Origin of the sequence: Citrobacter sp. CK191 (assembly GCF_030333435.1) — a bacterium.
Classification (GTDB): domain Bacteria; phylum Pseudomonadota; class Gammaproteobacteria; order Enterobacterales; family Enterobacteriaceae; genus Citrobacter_B; species Citrobacter_B koseri.
The window spans coordinates 156,760-174,254 of record NZ_JAOWFX010000030.1 but is presented as its reverse complement, the minus strand read 5'-3'; the positions used below and the strand labels follow the sequence as shown (position 1 = coordinate 174,254).

Sequence of the window (17,495 nt, the reverse complement as noted above, 5' to 3'; positions counted from 1 at the left end):
TTAGCCCAATATTATGACAAAACGCTTATCGGCTTCGATAAGCGTTTGTCGGCAGAAATAAAGGGAATTTGATTTAATGCAGAACCGTTACCGCGTCTTCCAGACGGCTGGCGCGATGTTTAACCATCGCTGAAACCTGAGCGCTCTCCTCCACCAGCTCGGCATTTTTCTGCGTGATATGGTTTAACTCATCCACGGCGCGGGTCAGGCTGGAGAGTCCGTCCGCCTGTTCCAGCGTCGAGTGGCTGATTTGCGCAATAAGCTGAGTGACGTTTTGCACCTGAGCCACAATATCATCCATCGTGCGTCCTGCCGCATGAACCTGTTCGGAGCCGGACTGTACCCGGCTTGCGCTGGCGTCAATGAGCTTACGAATATCATTCGCCGCGCTGGCGCTTCGGCTGGCAAGATGGCGAACCTCCCCGGCGACAACGGCAAATCCTTTACCCTGCTCGCCCGCTCGCGCCGCTTCAACCGCCGCGTTCAGCGCCAGGATATTCGTCTGGAAAGCAATATCGTTAATCAGCGTAGTGATTGTGCCAATCTGCTGCGTGCTGTCAGCGATGTCATCCATCGTTTTAATGACGGTTTCCATCGCCTCTCCGCCCTGCGTCGCCGCACTGCTGGCCGCGCTGGATAATTTATCGGCGGCGGACGCGGTGGTGGAATTTTTCTTCACGGACTCCGCCATCTGGTTCATGGTCGTCACCGTCTGCTGCACATTCTCTACCGTCTGGCGGGTATGTTTGTTCAGATCGTCATTGCCTTTCGCTAACGTCTCGCTGCCGTTTCTTACGCTGGAAACCTGGCTTGAGACATCATTAATCAGCCAGCGGCACATAAGCCCAAGCTGGCCTACCGCGCGCAACATCAGCCCCAGTTCGTCACTACGGTTAAGATGCGATACGCTGTTACGCTCGCCCGTTGCGACTTTCAACGCCTGCCGGGCGACATTTTCGATCGGACGCACAATCTGCCATTCAAACACCGTCGTTCCCGCCAGCATCAGCAGGGCGTTCACGAATAGCGCTGGCCACGCAACGCCCATTTGCGCCATCGCCGCCATCAGCACCACGCCCGTTAGCGCCATAACGCTGCGTACACGCCAGCGAATGGGGATTGCCGGCAGTTTCCCCAGCCAGCCTTTACGCACCACCAGTCCTTTGTGGATACGTTTGTTGCTGCGGCCTTCATTCAGCGCCTTATACAAAGGCTCAACGGCAGCAATCTCTTCATCTGTCGCGCGGGTACGAATCGACATATAGCCGGTCACGCGCCCTTCCCGCACCATCGGCACCGCATTCGCCCGCACCCAGTAGTGATCGCCATTCTTCCGTCGGTTTTTCACGATGCCGCTCCACGGCTCACCCTGCCTGAGGGTGTACCACATATCCGCAAACGCGGCTTTCGGCATGTCCGGGTGGCGTACCAGATTATGCGGTTGCGTAAGCAGTTCATTCAGCGTAAAGCCGCTTACCTGAACGAAAGTATCATTTGCATGGGTGATATAGCTTTGCAGGTCAGTTGTGGACATCAGGGTTGTATCATCATCCAGCGGATAATTATGCTGGCTGACGTAGGGATGAGAAGACATGGTTGCGTCCTGTGCAGGTTACTTGAATGTTAACTTTTCTGTCAGATGTTATTTCGGCGATAATTGGTTTATCTTTAGTTGTTAAATTTGATTTAGATCGCAATTTGCGTTTAAACCGTAATATTTGTATGTTTTCTAATTCATTGATTTAAAATACTTTCGTTAAGTAACTATTCAGTTCCGCTATAACTTCCGCCCCATATACGCACACCGCCCGCACCGTTCTGGTGCGACTGCCCGCTCGTCAGCCCCGCTTCCCCCGCACACGCATTGCGCAAAACATCACCAATTGTTAATGAATGAGATTAAATATTGCACACTTGATATTTTCCCTGGTGTTTATCCCGATTTTCATGATCCACGCCGATATGGCGCAATCCCTGCAATACTTAACTCAGTATCATGTGATACGCGAGTTCCGGGAGCATATTTTGAACAGGTTACCTTCCAGCGCATCGGCCCTGGCCTGTAGCGCACACGCACTGAATCTCATTGAAAAGCGAACGCTTGATCATGAGGAAATGAAAGCACTGAACCGAGAGGTGATTGATTACTTCAAAGAGCATGTTAATCCGGGGTTTTTAGAGTATCGAAAATCTGTGACCGCTGGCGGGGATTACGGAGCCGTAGAGTGGCAAGCGGGAAGTCTGAATACGCTTGTCGACACCCAGGGACAGGAATTTATTGATTGTCTGGGTGGTTTTGGCATTTTCAACGTGGGGCACCGTAATCCAGTTGTCGTATCCGCCGTACAGAATCAACTCGCAAAACAACCTCTGCACAGCCAGGAGTTACTGGACCCGCTCCGGGCCATGCTGGCTAAAACGCTCGCAGCGCTCACGCCTGGAAAACTGAAGTACAGTTTTTTCAGCAACAGCGGCACCGAATCGGTGGAAGCGGCGCTGAAACTGGCGAAGGCGTATCAGTCGCCGCGCGGTAAGTTTACCTTTATCGCTACCAGCGGCGCGTTTCACGGTAAATCGCTGGGGTCGCTTTCCGCCACGGCGAAATCCACGTTCCGCAAGCCGTTTATGCCGCTGCTGCCAGGCTTCCGCCATGTACCGTTTGGCAACATTGAGGCCATGCGTACTGCACTTAGCGAGTGTAAAAAAACCGGCGACGATGTGGCAGCCGTCATTCTGGAACCAATTCAGGGCGAGGGCGGCGTGATCCTGCCGCCGCAGGGCTATCTGACCGCCGTGCGTAAACTCTGCGACGAGTTTGGCGCCCTGATGATTCTGGATGAAGTCCAGACCGGCATGGGGCGCACCGGTAAGATGTTTGCCTGTGAACATGAAAACGTGCAGCCTGACATTTTATGTCTGGCAAAAGCGTTAGGCGGCGGCGTGATGCCGGTTGGGGCAACCATCGCCACCGAAGAGGTGTTCTCCGTTCTGTTCGATAATCCGTTCCTGCACACCACAACCTTTGGCGGCAACCCGCTGGCCTGTGCGGCAGCATTAGCGACCATTAACGTGTTGCTGGAGCAGAATCTACCGGCACAGGCGGAGCAGAAAGGCGATATGTTGCTGGACGGCTTCCTCCAGCTTGCCAGGGAATACCCTGACCTGGTGCAGGACGCTCGCGGAAAAGGGATGTTGATGGCGATTGAGTTTGTTGACAACGAAATCGGCTACAACTTCGCCAGCGAGATGTTCCGCCAGCGGGTACTGGTTGCCGGGACGCTCAACAACTCGAAAACGATTCGCATCGAACCACCGCTGACATTAACAATTGAGCAGTGTGAACAGGTGTTAAAAGCGACCCGCAAGGCTCTGGCGGCGTTACGGGTGAGCGTTGAGGAAACATAACACACCGCCGGATGGCGCTACGCTTATCCGGCCTACAGGAATCCGATCCGTAGGCCGGATAAGACGCGCCAGCGTCGCCATCCGGCAAATTCGTTCTCTGGCCCCGCTCCTTTTTTGAATCCCATCACAATCATCGCATTCCCCTTTTCCCTTTTACGCCGCGACGGCTAAATTATTAACTCATCCGACCACATAACAATAATTTTACATACTGGACACACTTATGAGCTATCCGTCGCTTTTCGCCCCGCTCGATCTGGGTTTTACCCGGCTTAAAAACCGTGTGCTAATGGGTTCGATGCATACCGGGCTGGAGGAATACCCCGATGGCGCCGAACGGCTGGCGGCTTTCTACGCCGAACGTGCGCGGCATGGCGTCGCGCTGATCGTCACCGGGGGGATTGCCCCTGCACTGTCCGGGGTGGGAATGGAAGGCGGCGCTACATTAAATGATGCCAGTCAGCTGCCGCACCACCGCGTGATCACGGACGCCGTTCATGAGGAAGGCGGGAAAATTGCGTTGCAGATCCTGCATACCGGACGCTATAGCTATCAGCCGCATCTGGTCGCCCCTTCGGCGATCCAGGCGCCCATCAACCGTTTTACGCCGCACGAACTCACGCACGATGAAATCCTGCAACTGATTGACGATTTCGCCCACTGCGCCCAGCTGGCGCGGGAAGCGGGTTACGACGGCGTCGAGGTGATGGGTTCGGAAGGCTATCTGATCAACGAATTTCTTACCGTGCGCACGAACCAGCGTGACGATGAATGGGGCGGCGATTACGCCAGGCGTATGCGTTTCGCGGTGGAAGTGGTGCGGGCGGTACGCCAGCGCGTGGGCAGCGATTTTATCATTATCTACCGTCTGTCGATGCTCGACCTGGTGGAAAACGGCGGGACGTTCGACGAAACCGTACAGCTGGCGCAGGCCATTGAAGCGGCTGGCGCGACGATCATCAACACCGGTATTGGCTGGCACGAAGCGCGTATCCCGACGATCGCTACGCCGGTTCCGCGCGGCGCCTTTAGCTGGGTGACGCGCAAACTGAAAGGCCACGTCACCGTTCCGCTAGTCACGACCAACCGGATCAACGATCCGCAAGTAGCGGACGATATTCTGGCGCGCGGCGATGCGGATATGGTGTCGATGGCGCGCCCGTTCCTGGCGGATGCCGAGCTGCTGTCGAAAGCGCAATCAGGGCGGGCGGATGAGATCAACACCTGTATCGGCTGCAACCAGGCCTGTCTGGATCAGATCTTCGTGGGTAAAGTCACCTCTTGCCTGGTGAATCCACGCGCCTGCCACGAAACCAAAATGCCGATAGTTCCGGCTGAACATAAGAAAAGCCTGGCCGTCGTCGGCGCAGGCCCGGCGGGTCTCGCATTTGCCATTAACGCAGCGGCGCGCGGGCACGACGTTACGCTGTTTGATGCCCTGGCCGAGATCGGCGGGCAGTTCAACATCGCTAAACAGATCCCCGGCAAAGAAGAATTTTATGAAACGCTGCGCTATTACCGTCGGATGATCGAAGTGACCGGCGTGACGCTGAAGCTCAACCGGTTTGTCACCGCAGACGATCTGCAACCGTTTGATGAAGCGATCCTCGCTTGCGGGATCGAGCCGCGTAAACCGTCGATCGAGGGCATCGATCACCCGAAAGTGCTGACCTATCTTGAGGTGCTGCGCGATAAAACTCCCGTCGGGAAACGTGTCGCGATTATCGGCTGCGGCGGGATTGGTTTTGATACCGCGATGTACCTCAGCCAGCCAGGCGATCCCAGCAGCCAGAGCATTGCCGAGTTCTGCGTGGAATGGGGGATCGACACCAGCCTGCAACAGCCCGGCGGGTTACGCCCGGAAGGGCCGCATCTGTCTCGCAGCCCACGTCAGATTGTGATGCTACAGCGTAAAGCCAGTAAACCCGGTCAGGGGCTGGGGAAAACCACCGGCTGGATCCATCGCGCAACGCTGTTGTCCCGCGGCGTAAAAATGATCCCGGCAGTCAGTTATCAGAAGATCGACGATGACGGATTGCACGTATTGATCAACGGCGAACCGCAGCTTCTGAACGTCGATCATGTCGTGATCTGCGCGGGGCAGGAGCCACGGCGCGAACTGGCGGAGCCGCTGCGCGCGTCAGGGAAAACGGTACACCTGATTGGCGGATGCGACGTGGCGATGGAGCTGGATGCGCGGCGGGCAATTGCGCAGGGAACAAAATTAGCGCTGGCGATTTAAGGGCATTGCCTGATGGCGCTACGCTTATCAGGCCTACGGGGTAGCACGTTGTAGGCCGGATAAGGCGTTAGCCGTCATCCGGCACACGCTATTAGCGGCGGCGACCGGTTTTGACCGCTTTCAACACCACGAATTTGTTATTGGTGGCGATGGTGGTGCAGTTACCGAAAATCTTCTTCAGCTTGTGGAAATAATCCAGGTGACGGTTCGCCACAATGTACAGCTCACCGTTGATCTTCAGGCAACGGCGCGCATGGTGGAACATTTCCCAGGCAACGTTATCCGTCAGCGCATGTTTCTGATGGAACGGCGGGTTGCACAGCACGGCGTTAAAGCGGAAAGGTTCCACGCCGGACAAAGCGTTGTTAATCATAAACTCGCAGCGATCCAACGCTTCCGGCATGTTGGTTTCCACATTCAAACGGCTGGACGCGACCGCCATCGGCGATTCATCGACAAACACGACGCTCGCCTGAGGGTTCTTCGCCAGCAGCGTCAGGCCAATCACGCCATTGCCGCAGCCGAGATCGACGATCTCCCCTTCCAGATTTTCCGGTAAATGCTGCATAAAGAAGCGCGCGCCGATATCCAGGCCGGTACGCGAGAAAACGTTCGCATGATTGTGGATAGTCCAGTCGGTGCCGTCCAGTTTCCAGCTCAGCGTCTGCGGCGCATCCGCCAGTTCAGGCTTACTGAAGGTACAGTTGATCAGGCGCGCCTTTTTCCAGGCCAGCGTCGTGGTCGTGGGGCCGAGCACTTTTTCGAACAGTTCCAGCGTGGAGGTATGAATGTCACGCGCCTTTGCTCCCGCAATAATACGGGTTTGCGGAGTCACGACCTGGCGCAACGCGCGCAATTGTTGCTCCAGCAGCGCCAGCGTTTTCGGCACCTTAATCAACACGACGCCCGGCGCCGGCGGGTACGCGGCAGTGCTGTCGAGAAACTTCACGCTGGATTCGGCGATATCGTTGTGGCGTAAATTTTCGCGCGTCGCCAGCTCGCTTAAATACGAGTCGCCGATGCTGTATGGTGTATGCTCAGCCAGCGCGCAGCTTAATGCGCCAAAGGCATCATTCAGGATCAGCAGCGGGCCGCTGATTTCCGTGTCGTCTAACTGTTGCAGCAGATATTCATCCGCCGCTTCCCACGCCTGAAGTGGGTTAACGTCATCCGTTTCCGGGAAACGTTTCAGTGTCAGTGAACGGAAACCGTTGTCTACGTGGCTCATCGGCCCTCCTGAATGGTAAAATTTCGCTGTTATCCCTGAAAGGGTGCGTGAGTATACTCTTTTTTTAGATTTAATTTGGGGCTTTGATGGGTCAACTTACTTATCTCCACGGCTACCCGGAGAATTTACTGTCTCAGGTACGCACGCTCATTGCTGAACAGCGTCTGGGCGCAGTGCTGGAAAAACGCTACCCGGGAACGCATGATTTTGCGACCGATAAAGCGCTCTGGCAGTATACCCAGGATCTGAAAAGCCAGTTTCTGCGTAACGCCCCGCCGATCAACAAAGTGATGTATGACAACAAGATCCATGTGCTGAAAAATGCGCTGGGGCTGCATACCGCCGTTTCGCGCGTACAGGGCGGCAAGCTGAAGGCGAAAGCCGCGATCCGCGTCGCTACCGTGTTTCGCAATGCGCCGGAACCTTTTCTGCGAATGATCGTGGTTCACGAACTGGCGCATCTGAAAGAGAAAGAGCACAACAAAGCGTTTTATCAACTGTGCTGTCATATGGAGCCGCAGTATCACCAGCTTGAGTTTGATACCCGCCTGTGGTTAACGCATCTTTCGTTAAAGCAATCTGAGCAGTAGCGCACTGGCTTTGTCATAAAGGCATGCTAAATTGACGAAAGAATCCCTTTATGGAGCCTGAAGGCGTTTATGATACGTTTCGCTGTTATTGGCACAAACTGGATCACCCGCCAGTTTGTCGATGCCGCCCATGAAACCGGCAAATATAAGTTAACCGCAGTCTATTCCCGTCGCCTCGAACAGGCGCAAACCTTCGCCAATGATTATCCCGTCGAGCATTTATTCACTTCGCTTGAAGCAATGGCGCAAAGCGACGCCATTGATGCGGTGTATATCGCCAGCCCGAACTCGCTGCATTTCCCCCAGACTCAGCTCTTTTTAAGCCACAAAAAGCATGTGATCTGCGAGAAGCCGCTGGCCTCGAATCTGGCCGAAGTCGACGCCGCCATTGCGTGCGCGCGTGAAAATCAGGTCGTCCTGTTCGAAGCCTTTAAAACCGCCAGTCTGCCTAATTTTCAGTTGCTACAGCAGTCGCTGCCGAAAGCAGGAAGAATGCGCAAAGCCCTTATCAACTACTGCCAGTATTCTTCGCGCTACCAGCGCTATCTGGACGGCGAAAACCCCAATACCTTTAATCCGGCCTTCTCGAATGGCTCCATTATGGATATCGGTTTTTACTGTCTGGCGTCAGCGGTTGCGCTCTGGGGAGAACCGCAAAACGTTCAGGCGTCCGCCAGTCTGCTGGAAAGCGGTGTCGATGCGCATGGCGTGGCGGTGCTGGATTACGGCGACTTCAGCGTCACCCTACAGCATTCCAAAGTGAGTGATTCCGTACTGCCCAGCGAAATCCAGGGCGAAGCCGGTTCTCTGGTCATCGAGAAAATTTCGGAATGTCAGAAAGTGTGCTTCATTCCGCGCGGCGGAAAAACGCAGGATTTATCCGTTCCTCAGCATATCAATACGATGCTGTATGAGGCGGAACGCTTTGCACACCTCGTCGAGACCAACGAGGTGAACCATCCCGAGCTGACCGTCAGCCGTATCACGGCCAAACTGCTCACGGAGATTCGTCGGCAGACGGGCGTCGTCTTCCCCGCTGATGACGCCACAGCGTAAAACAATGTAAAACAGATGTAACAGGCCATTGACTGATCGTATGGCCTGTCATATTTTGTTACGTGCAAAGGGGAGTAACTTCATTGTCGGTCGATCGTCATTACGATGTGTGAAAAACCACATCCGGTCGCCGGGCAATAAGAAAGTGATGTGCCTTCATGTCTTTGATTGATGACGAAGCCGATTCGCCATCACCCGTGGAGTGAGTACATATCACTTTCTTGTTGTAAGTGAGACCTTGCCGGAAGGCGAGGTCTATGCATATAAAAAGCAGCGGCTGACGTCTTTCGACGTTGGCCGTTTTTTTTATGTGTAAGGAAATTCTATGAATACTGTCGGCACACCGTTGTTATGGGGCGGATTCGCTGTCGTTGTGGTGATTATGCTGGCTATCGACCTTCTGTTGCAGGGGCGTCGTGGCGTACATACGATGTCCATGAAGCAGGCGGCGGCCTGGTCTCTGGTCTGGGTGACACTTTCATTGCTGTTCAACGCCGCCTTCTGGTGGTATCTGGCGGAGACCCAGGGTCGGGCGGTGGCCGATCCGCAGGCGCTGGCGTTTCTCACCGGTTATCTGATCGAAAAATCGCTGGCCGTTGATAACGTCTTTGTCTGGCTGATGCTGTTCAGCTACTTCTCTGTTCCGCCTGCCCTGCAACGCCGGGTTCTGGTGTATGGCGTACTTGGCGCCATTGTTCTGCGTACGATTATGATTTTCGCCGGTAGCTGGCTGATCGCCCAGTTCGACTGGATACTGTACCTGTTCGGCGCTTTCCTGCTGTTTACGGGCGTGAAGATGGCGCTGGTGAAAGAGGACGAATCCGGCATCGGCGACAAACCGCTGGTTCGCTGGCTGCGTAGCCACCTTCGCATGACCGACACCATCGAAAACGAGCATTTCTTTGTGCGTAAGAATGGCTTGCTGTTCGTGACGCCGCTGATGCTGGTCCTGATTCTGGTGGAACTGAGCGATGTGATTTTCGCCGTCGATAGCATTCCGGCCATCTTTGCCGTGACTACCGACCCGTTCATCGTCCTGACCTCCAACCTGTTTGCGATCCTGGGTCTGCGCGCCATGTACTTCCTGCTGGCAGGGGTAGCGGAGCGTTTCTCGATGCTCAAATATGGTCTGGCCGTCATTCTGGTCTTTATCGGTATTAAGATGCTGATCGTCGATTTCTACCATATTCCGATCGCCATCTCGCTGGGCGTGGTGTTCAGTATTCTGGTGATCACGCTGATTGTTAACGCGTGGGTAAATCGCCAGAACGATAAAAAGCAGCAGCTACAGTAAGATCCTGCCCGGCAGCGCCATGTCTGCCGGGCTTACAAAAACCACGGTCGTGGGTTGAGTACACGCAGCACTACCCGATAACATGTAAATGTTTAGTTAAAAAATATGACGTAGTACGTAAATTCCAGCATTTTACGCTTTCCCAATCCCCATCTTTCCTTATACTCACTCAGGCAAACACTTTGTTACATCCTGAAAGATGCGCCAATAGAGCGTGCAAAGGATGAACAACATCACACTGAAAGGATCATGAAATGACTACGCAACGTTCATCGGGGCTACTCCAGCGTTTGGTTCAAGGGAGCCTGGTTAAACAAATTTTAATTGGGCTTGTACTGGGAATTTTACTGGCTTTAGTTTCAAAACCTGCCGCAGAGGCAACGGGTCTGCTGGGCACCCTGTTCGTTGGTGCGCTGAAAGCTGTCGCGCCGGTTCTGGTACTGACGCTGGTGATGGCGTCTATCGCCAACCATCAACACGGTCAGAAAACCAATATTCGCCCGATTTTGTGGATGTATCTGCTCGGCACATTTTCAGCCGCGCTGACGGCGGTTGTGGTGAGCTTCCTCTTTCCGTCCACGCTGCAACTGACGACTGGCGCCACGGATATCACGCCGCCGAGCGGCATTGTCCAGGTGATACACGGGCTGCTGATGAGCATCGTTGCGAACCCGATCCATGCGCTGATCAACGCCAACTACATCGGTATTCTGGTGTGGGCTATCGGCCTGGGCTTTGCGCTGCGCCACAGTAATCAAACCACCAAAAATCTGGTGAACGATCTGTCCGACGCCGTCACCTTTATTGTGAAACTGGTGATTCGCTTCGCGCCGATCGGTATCTTTGGCCTGGTCGCCTCAACGCTCGCCACTACGGGCTTCTCAGCGCTGTGGGGCTATGCGCAACTGTTACTGGTGCTGATTGGCTGTATGGCGATTGTGGCGCTGGTCATCAACCCGCTGCTGGTCTTTTTACAGATCCGCCGCAACCCGTATCCGCTGGTTCTCACCTGCCTGCGTGAAAGCGGCGTGACCGCCTTCTTTACCCGTAGCTCCGCTGCAAATATTCCGGTGAATATGTCGCTGTGCGAAAAACTGAATCTGGACAGAGATACCTATTCTGTTTCCATCCCACTGGGAGCAACCGTCAATATGGCCGGTGCGGCAATCACGATTACCGTGCTGACGCTGGCGGCGGTGTATACGCTGGGTATTCCGGTTGATCTGCCGACGGCGCTGCTGCTAAGCGTGGTGGCATCGCTGTGCGCATGCGGCGCTTCTGGCGTGGCGGGCGGTTCACTGTTGCTGATTCCGCTGGCGTGCAACATGTTCGGTATTCCGAACGAAATCGCCATGCAGGTGGTTGCGGTTGGCTTCATTATCGGCGTGTTGCAGGACTCCTGCGAGACCGCAATCAACTCCTCTACCGACGTTATGTTTACCGCCGCGGTATGTCAGGCGGAAGACGCGCGTTTAGCGAAAAGCGCGCTGCGTAGCTAAATAACCACAAGCCTGATGGCGCTGCGCTTATCAGGCCTACAACGACTCCCACTCGTAGGCCGGATAAGACGTTTACGTCGCCATCCGGCATTTTTCGTTGCCTGATGGCGCTACGCTTATCAGGCCTACAACGCCCCACACGTAGGCCGGATAAGACGTTTACGTCGCCATCCGGCATTTTTCATTGCCTGATGGCGCTATGCTTATCAGGCCTACAACAGCCCCACACCTAGGCCGGATAAGACGTTTACGTCGCCATCCGGCATTTTTCATTGCCTGATGGCGCTATGCTTATCAGGCCTACAACGCCCCACTCGTAGGCCGGATAAGACGTTTACGTCGCCATCCGGCATTTTTTTTACAGCGTTACGCCGCTTTTGAAAATCGCCAGCTCGCGGAAATCATTGCGCTCATTGCAGGTCTGCTTGCCGTTGGCAAACGCCACAATCGTATCCACAAATTCATTCAACAACTGCGGCATCGCCTTACCGTGAATCAACTGCCCGGCGTCAAAATCGATCCAGTGCTTCTTCTTCGCCGCCAGTTCGCTGTTGGTGGCGATCTTCACCGTCGGGACAAACCCGCCATATGGCGTACCGCGGCCGGTACTGAACAGCACCATGTGGCAACCCGCGCCCGCCAGCGCGCTGGTGGCGACCGCATCGTTGCCTGGCGCGCTTAACAGATTCAGACCGCGCGTTTTCAGGCGCTCACCGTAGCGCAGCACATCCACAACCTGGCTGGAACCCGCCTTCTGCGTGCACCCCAGAGACTTGTCTTCCAGCGTCGTAATCCCGCCCGCCTTGTTACCCGGCGACGGATTCTCATAAATCGGCTGGTCGTGAGCGATAAAGTATTGCTTGAAGTCATTGACCATTGTCACCAGTTTTTCAAACGTCTCTTCATCGCGGCAATGACTCATCAACAGCTGTTCTGCACCGAACATTTCCGGCACTTCCGTCAGCACCGTCGTCCCGCCGTTGGCGATAACATAGTCGGAGAAGCGACCCAGCATCGGGTTCGCGGTAATACCGGACAGCCCATCTGAACCGCCGCATTCCAGACCAAACTTAAGTTCGCTCAGTTTGCCCGGCACGCGTTTGTCATGGCGCATCACGTTATACAGCTGATGCAGATGCTCAACGCCCGCCTCCACTTCATCGTCCTGTTGTTGGCAGGTCATGAAATGAACGCGTTCAGGGTCGAACTCGCCCAGCGTCTCGCGAAAGGCATCCACCTGATTGTTTTCGCAACCCAGTCCAATCACCAGCACCGCCCCCGCATTCGGGTGACGCACCATGTTTTGCAGCATGGTGCGGGTGTTGATGTGATCGTCGCCAAGCTGAGAACAGCCGTAGGTGTGGCTGAAGAGGAAAACGCCGTCAGTTCCTTCGGCATCAAAAGTCTCTTTCAGGAAACGGTTCTGGATTTGCCGCGCAATGCCGTTGACACAGCCGACGGTCGGCAGAATCCACAGCTCATTGCGCACGCCGACGTCTCCGTTGGCACGGCGGTAAATCTGCACATCGCGATCCGCCGGTTGTACTTCAGGGGCCTGAAAATCGGGTTGATAGCTGTACTCATCCAAATCGCTGAGGTTAGTCCGGGTATTGTGGGCATGAATATGCTCACCCGCCGCGACGTCCACCAACGTATGGCCGATAGGCAGGCCATATTTGATGACGTTCTCCCCCTGCGCAATATCGCGTAAGGCAAACTTATGACCGCGTACGACATCCTGGCGTAGCGTCACGGTATGGTTATCGACGCTGACCTCAGCGCCCTGCGTTAAATCGGCCAACGCTACCGCAACGTTATCCAGCGTATGGATCCTGATGTATTGCATATCAACCCCAGACCTTAGTTCAGTTCAATGGCGAAATAGTCGCGCGCATTGTTGAAGCAGATGTTTCGTACCATTTCACCCAGCAACTGGATATCCGCCGGCGCTTCGCCCGCGTTAACCCAGCGGCCTATCATCTGGCACAGGATGCGACGGAAATATTCGTGACGGGTATAAGACAGGAAGCTGCGGCTGTCGGTCAGCATACCGACGAAGCGGCTCAGCAGGCCAAGCTGCGCCAGTTGCGTCATCTGACGCTCCATCCCGTCTTTCTGATCGTTGAACCACCAGCCGGAACCAAACTGCATCTTGCCCGGCATCCCTTCGCCCTGGAAATTGCCGATCATGGTGCCCAGCACTTCGTTATCACGCGGGTTCAGACAGTACAGGATAGTTTTCGGCAGCAGATTTTCTTCATTCTGCTTGCTCAGCAATTTTGACAGCTCTTCCGCCAGCGGACGATCGTTGATGGAATCGAAGCCGACATCCGGCCCCAGCAGTTTGAACTGGCGCTGGTTGTTATTACGCAGCGCGCCGATGTGGTACTGCTGTACCCAACCGCGACGCGCATATTCCGCGCCCAGCCACACCAGTACGGCCGTTTTGAACTGCGCGACCTCATGCTCGCTCAGGGTCTCGCCCGCCAGACGGCGCGCCAGAATGCTGTCCAGTTCAGCGTCGCTGGCTTCAGCAAACATAACGACGTCAAGCGCGTGGTCAGAAACCTTACAGCCGTGGGCGGCAAAATGATCCAGACGCTGAGTCAGCGCGGCTTGCAGATCGGTGAAGCGGCGAATATCGGTATCCGATGCTTCGCCCAGCTTCGTCATGTAATCGCCAAAGGTTGCCTGCTCAATGTTGAACGCTTTATCAGGGCGCCAGCTCGGCAGCACTTTAACGGTGAACGTGCTGTCTTTCGCGACCGTGGCGTGGTGCTCCAGCGAATCGACAGGATCGTCGGTGGTGCCGACCATTTTTACATTCATCTGCTGCATGATTCCCCGCGCGGAGAATGCATCCTGCGCCAGCAATTCATTGCAACGATCCCAGATCTCATCTGCCGTCGCAGGCGACAGCAGCTTACCTGTAATACCAAATGGGCGACGCAGTTCAAGGTGCGTCCAGTGATATAACGGGTTGCCGATCGTGTGCGGCACCGTGGCGGCCCAGGCGTCGAACTTCTCACGATCGGACGCATCGCCCGTACACAGACGCTCAGCAACGCCATTGGTGCGCATCGCTCGCCATTTATAGTGGTCGCCTTTCAGCCAGATATCATACAGGTTGTTAAAACGGTAGTTTTCCGCGATCTGCTGCGGCGGCAGGTGGCAATGATAGTCGAAGATGGGCTGATCTTTTGCGTAATCATGGTACAGACGGCGGGCAAACTCGGTATCCAGCAGAAAATCTTCAGTCATAAACGGGGTCATTATCGTCTTCCTCTCAACGAGTGCGTCAGATTGCTTATGTTTTGATGCTGTCAAAGTTATCACACCAATTTCCAGACACTGAAGATATTTTCGTGAGTTGGATCAATAAAAACCAACAAATAAATTACCCCTAAAAGAGTAAACAGCGCTCCAGGCCGCGCCATTGCTGGTATTTCTAAATCGAAATAATGACCACACTAAGAATCCTGCATTTGTGATGTCACTCACCTTTTGAAGTTGTATGACAAGTTATCTTTCTGGCCGTCGCGATACATAAGCCGACGGAATGCAAAGTTATCGATGGTTAAGACATCGAATTGACCGGTACGGAAACCGAATTAGCACGATGACTCATGGCAACGTTCGGGGCGTACCGGCTTTTTTTCGGTTATCCCGTCGTCAATAACTTCCCCGCTCAGCGCAGGAAGATAACCGCGATTGTTGCGGAAATAACAAAACGATGAGGTTTTACATGCGTAAAATTAAAGGGTTACGTTGGTATATGATTGCACTGGTGACATTAGGCACCGTGCTGGGCTATCTGACGCGTAACACTGTGGCGGCGGCTGCGCCAACGCTGATGGAAGAGTTACACATCTCCACACAACAGTATTCCTATATCATCGCAGCCTATTCTGCTGCTTACACTGTCATGCAACCCGTAGCCGGTTACGTACTGGATGTTCTCGGTACGAAGGTGGGTTACGCCATGTTCGCCGTTCTGTGGGCCGTATTCTGCGGCGCAACCGCACTGGCTGGAAGCTGGGGCGGCCTGGCGCTGGCGCGCGGCGCGGTCGGCGCTGCTGAAGCCGCGATGATCCCGGCTGGCCTGAAAGCCAGCTCTGAATGGTTCCCGGCAAAAGAACGCTCTATTGCGGTCGGCTACTTTAACGTCGGCTCTTCCATCGGCGCGATGATTGCGCCTCCGCTGGTCGTCTGGGCTATCGTGATGCATAGCTGGCAGATGGCGTTTATTATTTCCGGCGTGCTGAGCTTCATCTGGGCAATGGCCTGGCTGGTGTTCTATAAACACCCGCGCGACCAGAAAAAGCTGACGGATGCAGAACGCGACTACATCATTGGCGGTCAGGAAGCGCAGCACAAAGACAATACTGCGAAGAAAATGTCTCTCGCGCAGATCCTGCGTAACCGCCAGTTCTGGGGTATCGCCCTGCCACGTTTCCTGGCGGAACCGGCATGGGGGACCTTCAACGCCTGGATCCCGCTGTTCATGTTTAAAGTGTACGGCTTTAACCTGAAAGAGATCGCCATGTTTGCCTGGATGCCCATGCTGTTTGCCGACTTAGGCTGCATCATCGGCGGTTATCTGCCGCCGCTGTTCCAGCGCTGGTTCGGCGTAAACCTGATCGTCTCCCGTAAAATGGTCGTTACCCTGGGCGCGCTGCTGATGATTGGCCCAGGCATGATCGGCCTGTTCACCAGCCCGTATATCGCCATCATGCTGCTTTGCATCGGCGGTTTCGCTCACCAGGCGCTGTCCGGCGCGCTGATTACGCTCTCTTCTGACGTCTTCGGCCGTAATGAAGTGGCAACCGCGAATGGCCTGACCGGGATGTCCGCCTGGCTGGCGAGCACATTGTTTGCTCTGGTGGTCGGCGCGCTGGCTGACACCATCGGCTTCAGCCCGCTGTTCGCGGTACTGGCGGTGTTCGACCTGCTCGGCGCGCTGGTTATCTGGACGGTGCTGCAAAACAAACCGGCCAGCGAGGCGGGGCCAGGGTCGCAGGTCAATCACCCCGCAACGCAAAGTTGACCTGACCTGCGCCATCATCCAACAAGGTTTACTCATCCAAAGCCGCCTGTTAAACAGGCGGCTTTTTCAACGGTACAAGTGGAGCCAGCCTCGCAAAAGTGGTATAACAAATATAGTCTGCCGTCTTATGCCTGGAGCGCATATGGAAATCACCGAACCACGACGTTTGTATCAACAACTTGCTGCTGACCTGAAAGAGCGCATCGAACAGGGCGTCTACCTTGTGGGCGATAAACTCCCTGCCGAACGCTTTATTGCCGATGAGAAAAACGTCAGCCGTACGGTGGTTCGTGAAGCGATTATCATGCTGGAGGTCGAAGGCTACGTAGAAGTCCGCAAAGGTTCCGGCATCCACGTCATTTCAAATCAACCGAAATATTATGTCGCCCCGGATGAAAACCTTGAGTTCGCCAATTATGGCCCGTTCGAACTTCTCCAGGCGCGCCAGTTGATAGAAAGCAATATTGCCGAGTTTGCCGCCACGCAGGTGACGAAACAGGACATCATGAAGTTGATGGAAATCCAGGAGAAAGCGCGTAACGAAAAATGTTTCCGCGACTCCGAATGGGATCTCCAGTTCCATGTGCAGGTCGCGCTGGCGACGCAAAATACCGCGCTGGCCGCCATTGTCGAAAAAATGTGGACTCAGCGCGTACATAACCCGTACTGGAAAAAACTGCACGATCATATTGATTCACGCACCGTCGATAACTGGTGCGACGATCATGACCATATTCTCAAGGCGCTGATTCGCAAAGATCCTCATGCCGCGAAACTGGCAATGTGGCAGCATCTGGAGAACACCAAACAGATGCTGTTTAACGAAACCAGCGACGATTTCGAATTTAACGCCGACCGCTATCTTTTTGCTGAAAATCCCGTTGTTCATCTGGACACCGCCGCTAACGGGGCAAAATAGACAATCTTACGCTGGCAGGCGCATCAAGGCGCCTGTCTGCGACGCCGCTCAGTAAGCGTAAGATATAAAGTGTCAGCCTGTGTAAATCCTCTCGCCACCCACCTTTGTGATAAGCAAAATCATATTTTAACGACGTGCGATTTCTATAACGGACTACGTCGACCTTTGTTACAATTAGATGCATTTTGAATTTTTGTGTGTTAGTGCTTGCTTAC

At 54.6% G+C, this 17,495-nt stretch carries 12 protein-coding genes; 8 read left to right on the top strand and 4 right to left on the bottom strand.

All coding sequences use genetic code 11. The annotated features are described in order from the left end of the window. Positions 1–73: 73 nt before the first annotated feature. Complete coding sequence (locus OGV82_RS10270) at positions 74–1,594, bottom strand: methyl-accepting chemotaxis protein (protein ID WP_047461107.1); 1,521 nt, start codon at positions 1,592–1,594, stop codon at positions 74–76. 431 nt (positions 1,595–2,025) lie between these two features. Between OGV82_RS10270 and ygjG the strand changes: the two genes are divergently transcribed. Then, positions 2,026–3,405: a putrescine aminotransferase gene (gene ygjG / locus OGV82_RS10265; RefSeq protein ID WP_111925746.1), complete on the top strand. Its 1,380-nt coding sequence runs from the start codon at positions 2,026–2,028 to the stop codon at positions 3,403–3,405. Between the two features lie 223 nt (positions 3,406–3,628). Next, a complete protein-coding gene (locus OGV82_RS10260; protein ID WP_047461103.1) occupies positions 3,629–5,647 on the top strand; it encodes an NADPH-dependent 2,4-dienoyl-CoA reductase in 2,019 nt (672 codons plus the stop codon). 91 nt (positions 5,648–5,738) lie between these two features. On the opposite strand, the gene rlmG is transcribed toward OGV82_RS10260, so the two are convergent. Beyond that, entirely contained in the window at positions 5,739–6,875 is a 1,137-nt protein-coding gene (gene rlmG, locus OGV82_RS10255) for a 23S rRNA (guanine(1835)-N(2))-methyltransferase RlmG (RefSeq protein ID WP_012135225.1), read from the bottom strand. 86 nt (positions 6,876–6,961) lie between these two features. On the opposite strand from rlmG, the gene OGV82_RS10250 reads away from it, so the two are divergent. From OGV82_RS10250 to sstT, 4 genes are all read left to right on the top strand, one after another. Next, complete coding sequence (locus OGV82_RS10250; protein ID WP_047461099.1) at positions 6,962–7,465, top strand: M48 metallopeptidase family protein; 504 nt, start codon at positions 6,962–6,964, stop codon at positions 7,463–7,465. Positions 7,466–7,534: 69 nt separating this feature from the next. Further along, positions 7,535–8,521 carry a Gfo/Idh/MocA family protein gene (locus OGV82_RS10245; RefSeq protein WP_012135227.1) on the top strand — a complete coding sequence of 329 codons (987 nt, stop codon included), beginning with the start codon at positions 7,535–7,537 and terminating at the stop codon, positions 8,519–8,521. Positions 8,522–8,846: 325 nt separating this feature from the next. After that, positions 8,847–9,815, top strand: coding sequence for a TerC family protein (locus OGV82_RS10240; RefSeq protein ID WP_012135228.1), 969 nt, complete (start codon positions 8,847–8,849; stop codon positions 9,813–9,815). A 254-nt stretch (positions 9,816–10,069) separates the two neighbouring features. After that, positions 10,070–11,314, top strand: a complete 1,245-nt coding sequence (gene sstT, locus OGV82_RS10235; protein ID WP_047461096.1) for a serine/threonine transporter SstT — start codon at positions 10,070–10,072, stop codon at positions 11,312–11,314. Positions 11,315–11,672: 358 nt separating this feature from the next. Here sstT and OGV82_RS10230 read toward each other — a convergent pair whose 3' ends face one another. Continuing rightward, entirely contained in the window at positions 11,673–13,160 is a 1,488-nt protein-coding gene (locus OGV82_RS10230) for a UxaA family hydrolase (protein WP_012135230.1), read from the bottom strand. 14 nt (positions 13,161–13,174) lie between these two features. Continuing rightward, positions 13,175–14,587 (bottom strand): glucuronate isomerase, encoded by a 1,413-nt coding sequence (gene uxaC / locus OGV82_RS10225; protein ID WP_024130971.1) that lies wholly within the window; start codon positions 14,585–14,587, stop codon positions 13,175–13,177. Between the two features lie 472 nt (positions 14,588–15,059). Between uxaC and OGV82_RS10220 the strand changes: the two genes are divergently transcribed. Then, a complete protein-coding gene (locus OGV82_RS10220; protein WP_047463898.1) occupies positions 15,060–16,361 on the top strand; it encodes an MFS transporter in 1,302 nt (433 codons plus the stop codon). A 142-nt stretch (positions 16,362–16,503) separates the two neighbouring features. Further along, positions 16,504–17,280 (top strand): transcriptional regulator ExuR, encoded by a 777-nt coding sequence (gene exuR / locus OGV82_RS10215; RefSeq protein WP_012135233.1) that lies wholly within the window; start codon positions 16,504–16,506, stop codon positions 17,278–17,280. Positions 17,281–17,495: the final 215 nt, after the last annotated feature.